Here is a 15,469-nt window from a genome sequence, read left to right on the forward strand (position 1 = left end):
GATTAGAAAAGTAGAAGCTAAAAATCATTTTAAATTAGTAACTTTATTTCAACTTATTGAGTTTAAATATAATAAATTTATTTATAATGGTAAATTTACTTAAATAAACATAGTAGTTGATTTAAGTGTACAATTAAAGGGCTTTTTAATTTTATAATTATAATATAAAAGAGGTGGAAAATGAAAAATAGACTTGATTTAACAGAAGGAAGTATTACTGAAAAGTTACTTAAACTATCACTCCCAATAATGGGGACTTCATTTATACAAATGGGATATAACATGATAGACATGATATGGGTTGGTAAAGCTGGAAGTAAAGCAGTAGCTGCAGTTGGGACAGCGGGATTTTTTCCATGGCTTGCAATGGCATTTATTATGATTTCAAAAGTAGGTGGTGAAGTAAAGGTAGCACAAAGTATAGGAGAAAATAATATAAGCACTACTAAATCATATATAAAATCAGCAATAGAAATAAACCTTATGTTGGCAATAATATATACTATGGTTTTGATAGTACTCAATAAACAACTAATAGGTTTTTTCAGATTGGGAGATTTAGAAGTTATATCTATGTCCAGACAATATTTAATAATAGTAGCTTTAGGTATGGTATTTTATTTTATCAATCCAGTATTTACTGCAATTTTCAATGGACTTGGGAATAGTAGAACACCTTTTTGCATCAATACAATAGGGCTAATAACTAATATTATACTTGACCCTGTGCTAATTTTTGGATGGGGACCTGCTCCAAAACTTGGAGTTGCAGGGGCTGCTATTGCTACTGTATTTGCACAAATAGTAGTTACTACATGTTTTCTATATATAATACTTAAGAGTAAAGAGGAGTATTTTAAGATAAAAATCTTCAGAAAAATAGAACTTAAATACTATAAAGTGTTATATAAGTTAGGTTTTCCTGTAGCTATACAAAGTGGAATGTTTACAATATTTTCAATGTTACTTGGTGTAATAGTGGCTTCATGGGGGCCTGTTGCAGTTGCAGTGCAAAAAGTAGGGTCACAAATAGAAGCAATATCATGGATGACTGCTGAAGGATTAGCTGTTGCATTAGGAAGCTTTGTTGGACAAAATTATGGAGCCAAAAAGTATTCTAGAATAAATAAAGGATGTAAAATAGCTATAATTGTATCTTCTATACTTGGAATAATGACAACCTTAGTATTGATATTTGCAGGTGGAAGTATTTTTTCTGTTTTTATAGATGAAAGTGAAGCAATAGAAAAAGGAGCTATGTATCTTAAAATATTAGGATACTCTCAATTTTTTATGTGTCTAGAAATAATAACAACAGGAGCTTTTAAAGGATTAGGTAGAACCTATATACCTTCTATAATAGTTACTGTATTGACTGGTGCAAGAGTACCATTAGCTTATTTTATATCTAGACCAGAAATATTAGGATTAAATGGTGTTTGGTGGAGTATAACACTATCAAGTATATTAAAGGGAATATTAATGATAAGTTTATTTATATATCTGCTTAAACTTGGGAAATTATATAAGGTATCTAAATAAAATTTAATTTATATTAAATGTATAGACATTTTGTTTATTTGTATATAAAATTAACTTATCATATAAAAGTTCGAATTGATGAGGAGTGAATTAAATGAAAGAACCAATTTATAAAGTTATAGAAAATCATGTAAGAGAACTAATAAATTCAGATAGTTTGAAAGAAGGGGATTTAATCCCATCTGAAAAGCAATTAAGTGAAGAATTTAATGTGACTAGAATGACTGTAAGGTCAGCATTAAATAATTTAGTTAAGGAAGGTTATATAACTAGGCAAAGAGGTGTAGGAAGTATAGTACTCGCAAATAAAATATACGATAATATATCTTCTGTAAGTGGATTTACTAAGGAGATGGAAAGTAAAGGCTATAAAGTATCTAATATATTGGTATCTCTTGAAATAGTTCAAGCAGATGAAGAATTATCAAGTAAATTGAATATTAGCTTAGGAGAAAATGTATGGGAGATAAAAAGAGTAAGATTGGCAGATGAAACGAGGGTTTCATATATGATTACATATATGCCAGTTAAGTTATTTCCAAATTTAAATAAAATTCATTGTGAAAATTCACTTTATAATTTTGTGGAAGAAGTATGTGGATATAAAATAGCTATGTCAGAGAGAGAAGTACAAGCTGTAATATCAAATGAGGAATGTATGACTAATTTAGAAATTGAAGAACCAGAAGCACTTTTATATATAAATCAAGTTTGTAAGTTGCAAAATAGTGAGGTTTTTGAATACTCACACACATATCATCATGGATATACTTTAACTTTAAGTGCTGTTGTCGAATAAAAATTAAGAAAAAATGAAAAAGTTTTCTTGAAATGTATATACATTTGATATATAATAATATCAAGAAATAAATGTATATACATTTAAAAATAAAATATATACATTAAAATAAAAATTAATAAATAAGGACACTTTAAATGTATAGTTTAAAGATATTGTGACTTAAAAAGATACTTAATAAATTCTAATTTGGAGGTAAGAAAATGATAAAAATAATGTTAGCTTGTTCAGCAGGGATGTCAACTAGTTTATTGGTTACAAAAATGGAGAATGCCGCGAAGGAAAACGGTATAGAAGCAAAAATATGGGCTATATCAGAAGTGAACTTAAAAAATGAAATAGAAAATTGTGATGTCTTACTTTTAGGACCTCAAGTTAGATATGTATTAGGAAAAGCAACTGAAATGGCAAAACCATATAATATTCCAGTAGAAGTTATAAATATGATGGATTATGGAAGATGTAATGGGAAAGCTGTCTTAGATAGAGCAGTGGAATTAAATAATTCAAAATAAAGTTGTACTGGAGGATGTAAAATGGAAAAATTCATGTCATTTATGGATAAATATATAGTGCCTGTAGCTGCAAAGGTAGGAGCTCAAAGGCACTTAGTAGCAGTAAGGGATGCATTTATAGCAATGATACCTATAACTATGGTAGGTGCATTGGGAACATTGATAAACAACTTGCCATTAGAAGCATATAAAAATCTGATGGCAAGTATATTTGGAGAAAATTGGACTATGTTTGGAGGAGACCTTTGGTGGGGAGCTATAGGTACGATGGCAGTATTTTTAGTAATAGGTGTTGCCTATTTCCTAGCAAAGTCTTATGAAAGTGATGGATTACAAGCTGGTCTTATAGCACTATCTATCTTTTTTATAATGGCTCCACAAATTGGTAAGATAGTTCCAGAAGGTGGTACTAGCGCAGTTGAAGGATGGGGAATGATACAACAGACTTACTTAGGAACAGCAGCACTATTTTCTTCTATATTAATAGGGTTGTTGTCTGCTGAGATATTTGTAAGATTATCTAAAGTAAAGAAATTAACTATAAAAATGCCAGATGGAGTTCCACCAGCAGTTTCAAGATCATTTGCAAAGTTAATACCAGGAATGTTGACTATAATGATATTTACTGTAATAGGAATATTTATAAAAATGCTTTCAGATGGAAATTTCTTAACAGATATTTTGAATACTTACTTAGGAGCACCACTATCAAATGTAGCTGATAGTTTAGGTTCTACAATGCTTATTGCATTTATAATTCATATACTTTGGACTGTTGGTCTTCATGGCGCAAATATAGCACTTCCTTTTACAGAAACAATACTTATGAAATTAGGTGGAGAAAACGCTGCCTTAGCTCAAGCAGGTGCAACTGAAGGCTATCATGTACTTGCAGGTTCATTCTTTGATGCATTTGTGTATTTAGGTGGTTCAGGAATGGTATTAGGATTAATTGTAGCTTTATTAATAGCAGGAAGAAGACGTAAAGAGATGATATTGTTAGGGGGACCTCCAGCAATATTTAACATAGGAGAACCATTAATATTTGGGCTTCCAATAGTTTTAAATCCTATTTTTATGATTCCATTTGTACTTGCACCAGTAGTATGTAGTGCTGTATCATATTTAGCAATAGATTTTGGATTAGTAGCACCAGTAATTTTACCTAAAATACCTTGGGTAACACCTCCTATATTAGGTGGGGCAATGGCTACAGGTGATTGGACTGGAGGAGCTTTAGCACTATTTAATTTAATATTGTCAATATTAATATATATTCCGTTTGTTATAGCATCTGAAAAAATGGAAGCTAAAAAATTAACAAAAATTGACAACTAGGTAATTTTATTCGACAATAAACAGATAAAGTTCTGTAATATATACTAAATTATAAGTAAGGATGGTATAATGAGATGAAAAATGGGCTAAAAATAGTTACAATTGGGGGAGGTTCAAGTTATACTCCTGAACTTGTAGAAGGTTTTATAAATAGATATAAGGAGCTACCTGTAAAGGAGTTATGGCTTGTAGATATAGAAGATGGAAAAGAAAAACTAGAGATAGTAGGAAATCTAGCTAAAAGAATGGTAAAAAAAGCTGGAATAGATATGAAAATAAATCTTACTTTAGATAGAAGAGAAGCTTTAAAAGACGCAGATTTTGTAACAACACAACTCAGAGTAGGTCTTTTAGATGCAAGAATTAAAGATGAAACTATTCCTTTATCTCATGGAGTTATGGGACAGGAAACTAATGGTGCAGGTGGGTTGTTTAAAGCTCTTCGTACAATACCAGTTATATTTGATATAATAAAAGATGTGGAAGAATTATGTCCAAATGCATGGATGGTGAACTTTACAAATCCAACAGGAATAATAACAGAAGCTGTATTCAAATACACTAACTTTAAAAAATATATAGGTCTATGCAATGTACCAATTCATTTAAAAAATGATGTAGCTAAACTATTCAATGTAGAAAGTGATAGAATAAGTATGGATTTTGCAGGTCTTAATCATATGGTTTATGGTCTTAATGTAGCTTTAGACGGAGAAGATGTTACAAAAGAAGCAATAGATAAATTTGTTAAAGCAGATATAAGCATGCAAAATATAAAGGCAATTGATTTTAATGCTGATTTTATAAAATCTTTAGGTGCTATACCTTGCCCATATCATAGATATTATTATAAAACTAAAGAAATGCTTGAAGATGAGTTAATAGAATTTAAAGAGGGAAAAGCTAGAGGTCAAGTGGTTAAAGAATTAGAAGAACAATTATTTGAACTATATAAAGATGAAAAGCTAGATATAAAACCACCTCAACTTGAAAAAAGAGGAGGAGCTTATTATAGTGATGCTGCTTGTAATCTAATAAGTTCTATCTACAATGATAAAAAAGACATCCAAGTAGTTAATACATTAAATAATGGGGCTATAAGAGACTTTAAAGATGAGCAGGCGGTAGAAGTAAGTAGTGTAATAACAAAAAATGGACCAAGACCATTAAGTATAGGCTATTTACCAGATTCTGTACATGGGTTAGTAAGTCAAATTAAGTCATTTGAAGTTTTAGCAGCCAAAGCAGCTGTATATGGAGATTATGAATCTGCTTTATTGGCACTTTGTATAAATCCATTGATTCCATCGGATGATTTGGCAAAAACTATATTAGATGAAATGTTAGAAGCTCATAAAGATTATCTTCCTAGATTTAATAGATAGTTTATAGAAAGTAGGTTATGGTATGACTAAAATTATAATAAATGCAGATGACTTTGGATATTGCGAAGCTGTGAATTATGGTATAATATCAGCTCATAATAATGGAATAGTTAAGTCCACATCTATGATGGCAAATATGCCTGGTGTAGAACATGGAGTAAAGCTACTTAAAGAAAATAGAGATTTAAATTGTGGAGTTCATATGACTTTAAGTTGTGGTAGACCATTATTGTCTAACTTAAAAACTATTGTTGATAAAGAAGGTTTTTTTATTAGAAGAATTACAGACGAAATTATTAAAAAAATGGATTATGATGAGATTTATGAAGAACTTTGTGCTCAAATAGAGAGAGTAAAAGAACTTGGAATAGACATATCTCATTTAGATAGTCATCATCATATTCATACTTTAGTAAATTTAAAACCAGTAATAGAGAAAATTGTAAATAAGTATAATCTTCCAATAAGAGGAGGGTTTGAATACGATTTAGAGTATTCAAAAATAGTTCCATTAATAGATAGCTTTTATAAAGAAAATGTGAGTGAAGAGTATTTTATAAAAAATATAGAAGAAATAATGAAGTATGATGTAGTGGATATTATGTCTCACCCAGCTTTTTTAGACGATTATATTTTAAATTCTACATCTTATGCAATTGATAGAACAAAAGAGCATAAAATACTTACATCTAAAAAAGTCAAAGAGTTTTTGAGAGAAAATGGATTAGTCATATCAAGCTATAGAGATATTTAGGAGGTATACAGATGGATGAGAAGATGATAGAAATATCTTTTGGAATAATTGGATTTGCAGGCGATGCAAAAGGTCTAGCTTTTGAAGCTATAAAAGAAGCAAAGAACGGAAATATAGATGAAGCTAGAGAGTGTATTGAAAAGTCAAAAGAGTCAATTCATAAAGCACATAAGTTCCAAACAGAGTTAATACAAAATGAAGCTAGTGGTAATAAAACTGAAATGAGTGTTATATTAGTTCATGCACAAGACCATTTAATGACATCTATGAACTTTCAACAACTAGCAGAAGAATTTGTAGATTTGTATGAAAGATTGGAAAGCAAGTAGTCTAATTTAACTATTATGAAAGAGTGTTTTTAATAATTTCTATAATTATTAAAAACACTCTTTTTTATTAAAATATGTTAAAAAGTTATAACTTAGCAATTTATTATTCTTTTATTAATGTTCTAAAATTTAGATTTCTCGTAATTGTAAGGTATACTAGTACCTACAACTACATCTTCAATTTTTTCAATAATAAGCCAATCATCCATATTTCCTTGATGGTCGAAATCAAGAGGTGTTATTTCTTGAACATTTTCAAATTCAGCTAAGCATAAGCATTTTTTATGCCAACGAACTTTTTGCTTATCAGATAAATTTAGTTTTGGTTGATTTTCATCTAGAACTTTGCAAATTTCGTCTTCTGTTAATTTAATATAGTTGTCTACTTTTTTAACAGTAGCTTTTGCAGAAATTCTTGAAGTTCCTTTTTCCATAAAATAAAGTAACTCTCCTTGAAATACTCTGCTATGTGGTATTTTTCTACCAGCAGCACCTCTAATTACCATTGTCTTCGTTCCAGCTAAAATTTTATCTAATACCTTTTCTCCTTTTTTACCTGCATTATCACAATATACTAAATGTACCACGCTTTAAATCCTCCTTACTAAATTACTATTCTGTATCTTGCATTTTATCATTGTTTAACTGAAAAGTCATTCTATTTATTATATTTACATAAAGAACAGATATAAAATTTATTGTTCAATGAAAGAAAACCTTATCTATAGTATATTTAATTAAGATTAATTAGGAATTTTTATCCTTTTGCAAAATAATATTGACTAAAACTAGAAAAATGCTATAATAAATATGTGCTTATGATAATCAATATCATATAAGTATAATAAACAAGTAGGAGAAATAATCATGAAAAAAATAAAATCATTAGCAATATTTATATCTATTATAACTACGTTAGTACTTGTTACGGCATGTTCAGATAGTAACACAGATAATAAAGAAAAATCAGATACAAGAGTTGTACAATCTGTTAAGGGAGAGGTGAAGATACCATCAAATCCTAAAAAAATAGTTGATATATCAGGAAGTAGTGAGGAATTGTTAATAGCTGGTCATAAACCTATTGCAACGGCAAATGTAGACTCATATGAAACTGATAAATTGCCAAGTTACATAAGAGAAGAACTTAAAGATGTAAAGATAGTAGGTCACTCTATGATGGATACTATGGATATGGAAGCTATATTAGAAGCAAATCCAGATTTAATAATAATGAGTCAAAGACAAGAAAAAATCTATGACCAATTAAAAGAAATAGCTCCTGTAGTCATGATGAAAGATTATGCAAATGACTGGAGAAGTAAGTTAACTGATGTTTCAAAAATATTTGATAAAGAAGACGAAGCTAAGGATTGGTTACAAAAGTATGATGAAAAAGCTACAAAACTAGGTAAAGAAGTTGTAGAAAAAAATGGAGAAAAAACTTATTTACCAGTATTAGCAAGTTCGGGACAATTTATGGTGTTTAGTGATGGAGGAATTGGAACTTTAATTAATGATGATATGAAATTAGCTAGACCTAAAAATATGCCAAAGCAAGATGGAATAACATTGCCAATGGTAAGTATGGAGGGTCTTACAGATATAGATGCAGACCATATAATTGTGATAGCTACAGAATCAGATAAAAAAGATTTAGAAAATAGTGCTATATGGGCTCAAATGAGAGCAGTAAAAGATGGAAACGTAACAATACTTGATGCAGCTCCATTTTTCAGCCAATCATATAATCCAATTGGAAAAGAGTTGTTATTAGAATCAGTTAAAAATGAATTAACAAAGTAATTCTTAACTTATTAGGTGTGAGATAATGATGTTCATTTTTCACACCTATTTTTAATAAGTTTAAAATCATAAAATACTTAATAAATATATTACTGCACTAGAATTAAAAGGGAAAAGGAGGTAGGATAATTGACTACACTTAGTAAAAAAAATCTGACTTATTCGTTGATATTAATAAGTATAGTTGCACTTGTATTTGGAATTGTATTATCCATAACTATTGGGGCTAAAGATATGAATCTATCGACTGTTATAAGTAGTTTAATAAATATGGAAGATGGAATAAATATGAGAATAGTGAAGGATGTTAGACTTCCAAGGGCAATAGCAGCAGCACTTGTTGGAGGATTTTTAGCAGTTTCAGGTGCTATAATGCAAGGAATAACAAGAAATCCTATAGCTGAACCTTCTGTTATAGGAATTACACAGGGAGCTACATTTGCTATTGCAATATCATTAGTACTTCAACAAAAATTTCCTAAACTTATACATGGGAACTTTAGTGTAATGATATTTGCATTTATTGGAGCAAGTATAAGTGGTTTATTTATATATTTTGTAAGTTCAAAATCAAGAGGAAGAGTTAATAATGTAAAATTAGCTCTTGCAGGGGTAGCTCTTGGTACATTGTTAATTTCTTTGGCCTCTGCAATATCTATGTACTTTAATCTATCTCAGCAATTAAGTTTTTGGATATCAGGAGGACTTGTAGGCGTAACGTGGGAAGGGATAAAACTATTATTTATAGTTGGAGGTATTGGATTTATCCTATCTATGATTATGGCCCCAAGAATAACTATCCTAAGTCTTGGAGAAGAAGTGGCAATAGGGTTAGGGCAAAAAACTGACATTGTTAGATTTATATGTATAGTATTAGTAATATTAATGACTGGAGCATCTGTTTCAGTATCAGGTAATATTATTTTTATAGGTCTTATAGTTCCTCAGATAGCTAAAGGAATAGTAGGCTCAGATTATAAGTATATAATACCAAGTTCTTTGGTTCTAGGAGCTGTGCTACTTGTATATACGGATATATTAAGTAGAATGATAAATCCTCCATATGAGACTCCAGTGGGCTCTATAACAGCTCTTATAGGAGTTCCAATATTTATATATCTTGTTAGAAAGGGGAATAAATAGGTGCTATGAAAAATATTATAAAAACAAATTCTAAAACTTTACTTGTTATTTCAATTTTAATGGTACTTATTTTTATTGCTTTTCTAGTTAGTTTAAATTTAGGTTCATTTTCTATAGAACCAATGGATGTCATAAAGACTTTTATAGGACAAGGTCAACGTAATCATGAAATTGCAATATTTAAACTGAGATTGCCAAGGATAATAATAGCTTTATTGGTTGGTTCAGCATTATCAACAGCAGGTGTAATACTTCAAGGAGTTACAAAGAATGATTTGGCTGACTCTGGAATTTTGGGTATAAATTCAGGAGCAGCATTATTTGTAGTAGTTTATATATATCTTATGAATGGTAATGTTTATGAAGGTATGAGTAATCTCACTGTATTTACAATGCCAGTTGTTGCACTTGTAGGAGCTTTGTTTGGAGCATTTTTGATATATTCTCTTGCATGGAAAGGTGGAATAAATTCATCAAGGTTACTACTGATTGGTATAGGTGTAAATATAGCTTTTACTTCAATTTTGACGATATTTCAATTGAAATTTACAACACAAGAATTTAATAGAGTTATGGTATGGACATCAGGTAGCATTTGGGGAACTAGTTGGAAATATGTAATAGCTGTACTTCCATTTATAGTGATTTTTATGGGAATAACTATATATAAGGCTAAGTATATTGATGTCTTGAACTTAGGTGATGAAGTGTCTACAAGTCTTGGTGTAGATGTGGAGAAGCAAAGAAGAAGACTCATAATATATGCAGTAATTTTATCTGGTGTATCAACATCAGTAGCAGGTAGTATTTCGTTTTTAGGTTTAATAGCACCACACATAGGAAGAAAGATAATAGGTCCGAGACATAAAAGACTAATACCAGTATCAGCACTGATAGGTACATTATTACTTTTGGTGGCAGATACTATATCTAGAAATCTTCTTGCTCCTATAGAAATACCAGTAGGTATAGTTGTATCCATAATAGGAGTACCATACTTTATTTATTTAATGTTGTCAAATGATTAGGAAAGGGTGTTACTATGAATTGTATAAATACTAAAAATCTAAATGTATCATATGGAAATACAGATATTATAAAAGATTTAAATTTAAATATACCAAAAGGAAAAATAACTACTATAATAGGGGCTAATGGTTGTGGAAAGTCTACAATACTTAAAACAATAGGGAGAATTATTAGTCCTAAAAATGGAAGTATATATATAAATGGAGAAGATATATATAAGAAGAAATCTAAGGAGATAGCAAAGAGTATGGCTGTACTTCCACAAAGCCCTCAAGCTCCTAGTGGGCTTACTGTTTCAGAACTAATTTCATATGGAAGATTCCCTCATAAAAGTGGATTTGGAAATTCTAGTAGAGAAGACAGAGATATTGTAAATTGGAGCTTAGAAGTTACTGGAATTTCAGAATTTAAGGATAGAAATATGGAAGATTTGTCAGGCGGACAAAGACAAAGAGCATGGATAGCTATGGCTTTGGCACAAGAGACTGATATACTTTTGTTAGATGAGCCTACAACATATTTAGATTTAGCTCATCAATTAGAAATACTAAAATTATTAGAGGAATTAAACAAAAAACAAGGAAGAACTATTGTCATGGTAATACATGAACTTAATAACGCAGCACGATTTGCTGACCACATGATAGGTATTAAGAAAGGTAAGATAGTTTGTCAAGGTAATGCATACGATGTTATGACAAAAGACAATCTGAAGGAGTTGTTTAATATCGATGCAGAGATAGCTACAGACCCAAGGACAAATAAACCAATTTGTATAACTTATGACATGGTATAAATGGTGACAACATGGAAAATCAAGAAGCATTAAGACATGAAAAAATATGGATTTTATTATTTAGATACTCAATACCTGCAATAATAGCTATGATGGTAACATCGCTTTACAATGTAGTAGATAGAGCCTTTATTGGTTCTATGGAAGGAGTTGGGTCTATAGCTATTGCAGGACTTGGTGTAACTATGCCAGTGTTTACACTGATAATAGCTTTTGGAATGTTAGTATCAGTAGGTGCTAGTACAAGCTTGTCTATAAAGCTAGGAGAAAGAAATAAAAAAGAAGCAGAAAAAATATTGGGTAATGCCCTTACACTATCTATAATTATTTCTATAATTATAACTGTATTAGGATTAGTTTTTTTAGAAGACATACTTTTTCTTTTGGGAGCAAGCAAAGATTCAATATCTTATGCAAAAGACTATATGAGTGTTATATTGGTTGGAACTCCATTTAATCTAATTGCATTTTCTTTAAATAATGCAATTAGAGCAGAGGGAAATCCTAAGTTAGCAGCTAGAACAATGATAGTAGGTTGTATACTAAATTTGATATTAGACCCAATATTCATATTTGTGTTTAACTTAGGTATAAAAGGAGCAGCTATAGCAACTGTACTCTGTCAAGTAGTGGTGTTTACTTGGGTAGCACATTATTTTATAAGAGGAAAATCTAATTTAAAATTAAAAAAATACAATTTAAAATTAGATACAAATATAATAAAAAAAATATTTGCAATAGGTATGACACCATTTGCAATGGAAGTAGCTATAAGTATAACTCATGTATTTACTAATAACTCTCTAAAGGCTTATGGTGGAGATTTAGCTATTGGAGCTATGACAGCTCTTACATCTATTTTATTGATGTTTATGATGCCAGTATTTGGTCTAAATCAAGGTATGCAAACTATAATATCATATAATTATGGAGCAAAGCAATTTGAACGTGCAAAGAAAACCTTAATATTGTCTATCATAGTATCTATAGTTATATTATCTTTTGGATTTTTAGTAGTGCAGGTATACCCTGAAGTATTTATTGGCATATTCAATAAAGATTCAAATCTAATGGAAATAGCTGTAAGAGGTATAAATATAAATTTAATCACCTTACCTATAATGGGGATTTCTATTGTTGGGCCTGTGTATTTTCAATGTGTGAGTAAAGTTAAACATTCTATGTTTTTGACTCTTTTGAGACAGTTTATCTTATTTATACCATTAATTATTGTACTTCCAATTCGATTTAATTTAGATGGAGTTTGGTTAGCACAGCCAATTGCAGATTTTATTGCTATGATAATTGTATTATTGTTCTTAAGACGAGAATTTAAGATGAATCAAGCATAAAATGTTGAAAAATAAAAAGTCCTGTCTCAAAATGATTAAAATCATTTTATAGAGACAGGATATTATTTTACAGCATCGTTTGTATTGACTTCATCTAGTGTTTTTCCAAAAGTCATTTTTTCAAATATTTCTTGAGGTATAGGTTTAGAAAAAACATATCCTTGTATCATATCACAATTAATTTTCTTTAGATATTCCATCTGTAAGATTGTTTCAACACCCTCTGATACACTATTCATATTTAATTTTTTTGCTAGCTCAACTACAGATTCTATTACATAATTTTCAGATACATTATCTGCGTTGGGAGAACTAAAAAATGCTCGGTCAAGTTTTAGAGTATCAACTTTTATTTCTTTTAGCATGTTAAGTGAAGAATATCCACTTCCAAAATCATCTAGTGAACATTGAAAACCTTCCTCATGGATTTGGTCTATTACATTGAGTAACATTTGTAAGTTATCAAAGATGAGTGTCTCAGTTAATTCGATTTCCAAAAGTTTAGCAGGGACATCGTATTTATCACGAATTGTTTTGTATTTTTCTAAAAAATCTTTATTATTTAAATGAGCACGTGAAAAATTAACTGAAATAGGTATTGGAGTTTCCCCATTATCTATCCATTTTCGTATCATGGCACACGATTTTTCAAACACATAATGGTCAAGTTTGATGATGAAGCCATTTTTTTCAAAAAAAGGAATAAAATCATTTGGTGGAATAAGACCTCTATCTGGGTCTTGCCATCGCACTAATGCTTCTGCACCTACAATATTATTGTTTTTAAGGTTTACTTTAGGTTGGAGATAGACTACAAATTCATTATTATCTAATGCTTCTTCCATTCTATTTTCCATTTCTTTTTCTTTAAGCATTCTCAAACGTTCTAAATCACTATAAAATACACATGTGTAAAGTGGATGAGTTACAGTATTTCCTTTAATGTTTTTTCGTGCTACATTTGCACGGTCTTGAATTGATACTAATGGTATATTTGGGTCATCAATTTTATAGACACCTATAGAAAGAGCTATAAAATATTTACATTCTTTATCTTTGTTAAAACTGTTAATATCATTTGTAATATTTTCTATGTACTTAAGAATTTCTTTTTGTGAAATAGTTTTAATAAGAATATTAAACTGGTCATTAGAAACTCTACAAAGTAATTCTTCTCGTTCCAAATAATTAGCAATTACATCATGTATATATTTTAATGTTTTATCTCCAGCATTACTACCAAAAGAATCATTAATAAGTTTGAATTTATTAATATTTATAGATACTAATGAATAGGTTCCTGCTGAAGTTGATTCTATGATTGCTTTAGCTTCCATATCAAAACGTGCCTTACTATAGCCTTTAGTTACAGGGTCTACATAGGCGATTTTTATAAGTTGCTCTCTATTTTTGCGATTTATAAATATAATTAATATGATAAGTAATAAAAATAATATAATAATTAAAATGTTGATAAAGACTGCTTTTTTTAGAAGTAAATCAAACTGTGCATTTGCTACCTTTACTGGAACAATTGAAAGTAGATATAGGTTTTCCTCTTCCAGAGGAACATAGTGCATAGCTTTATAAATACCATCATCCAATGTAAAGTACATAGAACCTTTTTTGTTCTCTTTTAAATTTGTCTTCATTTCTCTAAGAGTATCTTTACCAGTATAGCTTCCATGTTTTTTAATTGTGTCAAAAAAGTTCACAACATTTTTTGGTGCGTTTTTGTTGTCCGAACTTACAATGAAATTTCCATTTTTGTCAATGATTTGAGAAAATCCTTCACCACCAAAACTCTCCACGCTTAGTAACGTTCTCATAGTATCAAGAGTATTCCAAGCAGTAATAGCTCCAGTTATTTTATCATCTTTATAAAGTGGTACAGAATATAAAATTCCATATATACCAGATTGAGATTTGATTGGAGTAATTGTCTCTTCACCTTGAAGAGCTTTTCTATAAAAATACTGCCCTCTAACATTACCTGTACTTTCATCAGTGCCTATAAAATTTCCACTAGAATCAGCAACACCTAACCAATCAAACTTCAGTAATTTTGATTTTTTAGATAAATATTCAGTGACATTTTTATTGTTATCACTAAACTGAAAGTAAGTATCTCCTATAGAGTATAATATTTTAAATATACTTTTACATTTTTCATTAATTGTAGTGGAGACACTCTCTGAGATTTCTGTAAGATACCGCTCTGTTTCACGATGAGTTACTTTACGCAGTGTCATAACAAAAGAAACACAAACTAAGGACACAATTATAAGGAGTGTTAGTAATAGGGTAATTATTATTTTTTTATTTTGTACGCTTTTAGTATACATTTTTTATGTTCCATCCTCCATCCTTTATTGGCTTACAAAGAAGACTCCTCTCAGACATATTATACCAAATATTTCTATCTGTGAAGGTACTAAATTTTATCTTTACGTCTATTCTTATGTAAATTATTCTAAAAAGTAGAGGAGCTATTCTTATAATTTATACTGGAATTTAATTAAATAATATTGTTATGAATTAGAATATTTTATAAATAAAAACCTGCTAAGTAAAATCAAGTGTTTTTAGCAATTTTTTATTAATTATTTTTGTTAGTTTTTTGCACTAAAATTAAGACTAAGCAGATTTCTCTTTTTTAGCCCTGTAGTCAATAAACACTA

General features: G+C 29.6%; 14 protein-coding genes. 12 read left to right on the forward strand and 2 right to left on the reverse strand.

The features are described 5' to 3' along the window. Positions 1-180 precede the first annotated feature (180 nt). The 7 genes from IR151_RS07905 (at position 181) to IR151_RS07935 (ending at position 6,662) form a co-directional block, all read left to right on the forward strand. Positions 181-1,542 carry an MATE family efflux transporter gene (locus tag IR151_RS07905; protein WP_227433975.1) on the forward strand — a complete coding sequence of 454 codons (1,362 nt, stop codon included), beginning with the start codon at positions 181-183 and terminating at the stop codon, positions 1,540-1,542. Positions 1,543-1,636: 94 nt separating this feature from the next. Then, positions 1,637-2,341, forward strand: coding sequence for a GntR family transcriptional regulator (locus tag IR151_RS07910; RefSeq protein WP_227433976.1), 705 nt, complete (start codon positions 1,637-1,639; stop codon positions 2,339-2,341). A gap of 203 nt (positions 2,342-2,544) precedes the next feature. Further along, on the forward strand, positions 2,545-2,856 hold the full coding sequence (locus IR151_RS07915; RefSeq protein WP_227433977.1) for a PTS sugar transporter subunit IIB: 312 nt from the start codon (positions 2,545-2,547) through the stop codon (positions 2,854-2,856). 21 nt (positions 2,857-2,877) lie between these two features. Beyond that, complete coding sequence (locus tag IR151_RS07920) at positions 2,878-4,194, forward strand: PTS transporter subunit EIIC (protein WP_227433978.1); 1,317 nt, start codon at positions 2,878-2,880, stop codon at positions 4,192-4,194. 74 nt (positions 4,195-4,268) lie between these two features. Then, complete coding sequence (locus tag IR151_RS07925; RefSeq protein WP_227433979.1) at positions 4,269-5,579, forward strand: 6-phospho-beta-glucosidase; 1,311 nt, start codon at positions 4,269-4,271, stop codon at positions 5,577-5,579. Between the two features lie 22 nt (positions 5,580-5,601). After that, a complete protein-coding gene (chbG, locus tag IR151_RS07930) occupies positions 5,602-6,333 on the forward strand; it encodes a chitin disaccharide deacetylase (RefSeq protein WP_227433980.1) in 732 nt (243 codons plus the stop codon). A gap of 11 nt (positions 6,334-6,344) precedes the next feature. After that, positions 6,345-6,662 (forward strand): PTS lactose/cellobiose transporter subunit IIA, encoded by a 318-nt coding sequence (locus tag IR151_RS07935; protein WP_227433981.1) that lies wholly within the window; start codon positions 6,345-6,347, stop codon positions 6,660-6,662. Between the two features lie 122 nt (positions 6,663-6,784). On the opposite strand, the gene IR151_RS07940 is transcribed toward IR151_RS07935, so the two are convergent. After that, complete coding sequence (locus IR151_RS07940; RefSeq protein ID WP_227433982.1) at positions 6,785-7,249, reverse strand: hypothetical protein; 465 nt, start codon at positions 7,247-7,249, stop codon at positions 6,785-6,787. A 280-nt stretch (positions 7,250-7,529) separates the two neighbouring features. Between IR151_RS07940 and IR151_RS07945 the strand changes: the two genes are divergently transcribed. The 5 genes from IR151_RS07945 to IR151_RS07965 all read left to right on the forward strand — a co-directional run bounded on the left by IR151_RS07945 (position 7,530) and on the right by IR151_RS07965 (position 12,788). After that, on the forward strand, positions 7,530-8,468 hold the full coding sequence (locus tag IR151_RS07945; RefSeq protein WP_227433983.1) for an ABC transporter substrate-binding protein: 939 nt from the start codon (positions 7,530-7,532) through the stop codon (positions 8,466-8,468). A 129-nt stretch (positions 8,469-8,597) separates the two neighbouring features. Further along, a complete protein-coding gene (locus IR151_RS07950) occupies positions 8,598-9,611 on the forward strand; it encodes a FecCD family ABC transporter permease (RefSeq protein WP_227433984.1) in 1,014 nt (337 codons plus the stop codon). Between the two features lie 5 nt (positions 9,612-9,616). Next, entirely contained in the window at positions 9,617-10,639 is a 1,023-nt protein-coding gene (locus IR151_RS07955) for a FecCD family ABC transporter permease (protein ID WP_227433985.1), read from the forward strand. Positions 10,640-10,653: 14 nt separating this feature from the next. Further along, positions 10,654-11,436 carry an ABC transporter ATP-binding protein gene (locus IR151_RS07960; protein WP_227433986.1) on the forward strand — a complete coding sequence of 261 codons (783 nt, stop codon included), beginning with the start codon at positions 10,654-10,656 and terminating at the stop codon, positions 11,434-11,436. Positions 11,437-11,447: 11 nt separating this feature from the next. Next, positions 11,448-12,788 carry an MATE family efflux transporter gene (locus IR151_RS07965; RefSeq protein ID WP_227433987.1) on the forward strand — a complete coding sequence of 447 codons (1,341 nt, stop codon included), beginning with the start codon at positions 11,448-11,450 and terminating at the stop codon, positions 12,786-12,788. A gap of 62 nt (positions 12,789-12,850) precedes the next feature. Here IR151_RS07965 and IR151_RS07970 read toward each other — a convergent pair whose 3' ends face one another. Then, positions 12,851-15,040 (reverse strand): EAL domain-containing protein, encoded by a 2,190-nt coding sequence (locus IR151_RS07970; RefSeq protein WP_227433988.1) that lies wholly within the window; start codon positions 15,038-15,040, stop codon positions 12,851-12,853. Positions 15,041-15,469 lie beyond the last annotated feature (429 nt).

Source organism: Clostridioides sp. ES-S-0006-03, from assembly GCF_020662275.1.
Lineage (GTDB): Bacteria > Bacillota > Clostridia > Peptostreptococcales > Peptostreptococcaceae > Clostridioides.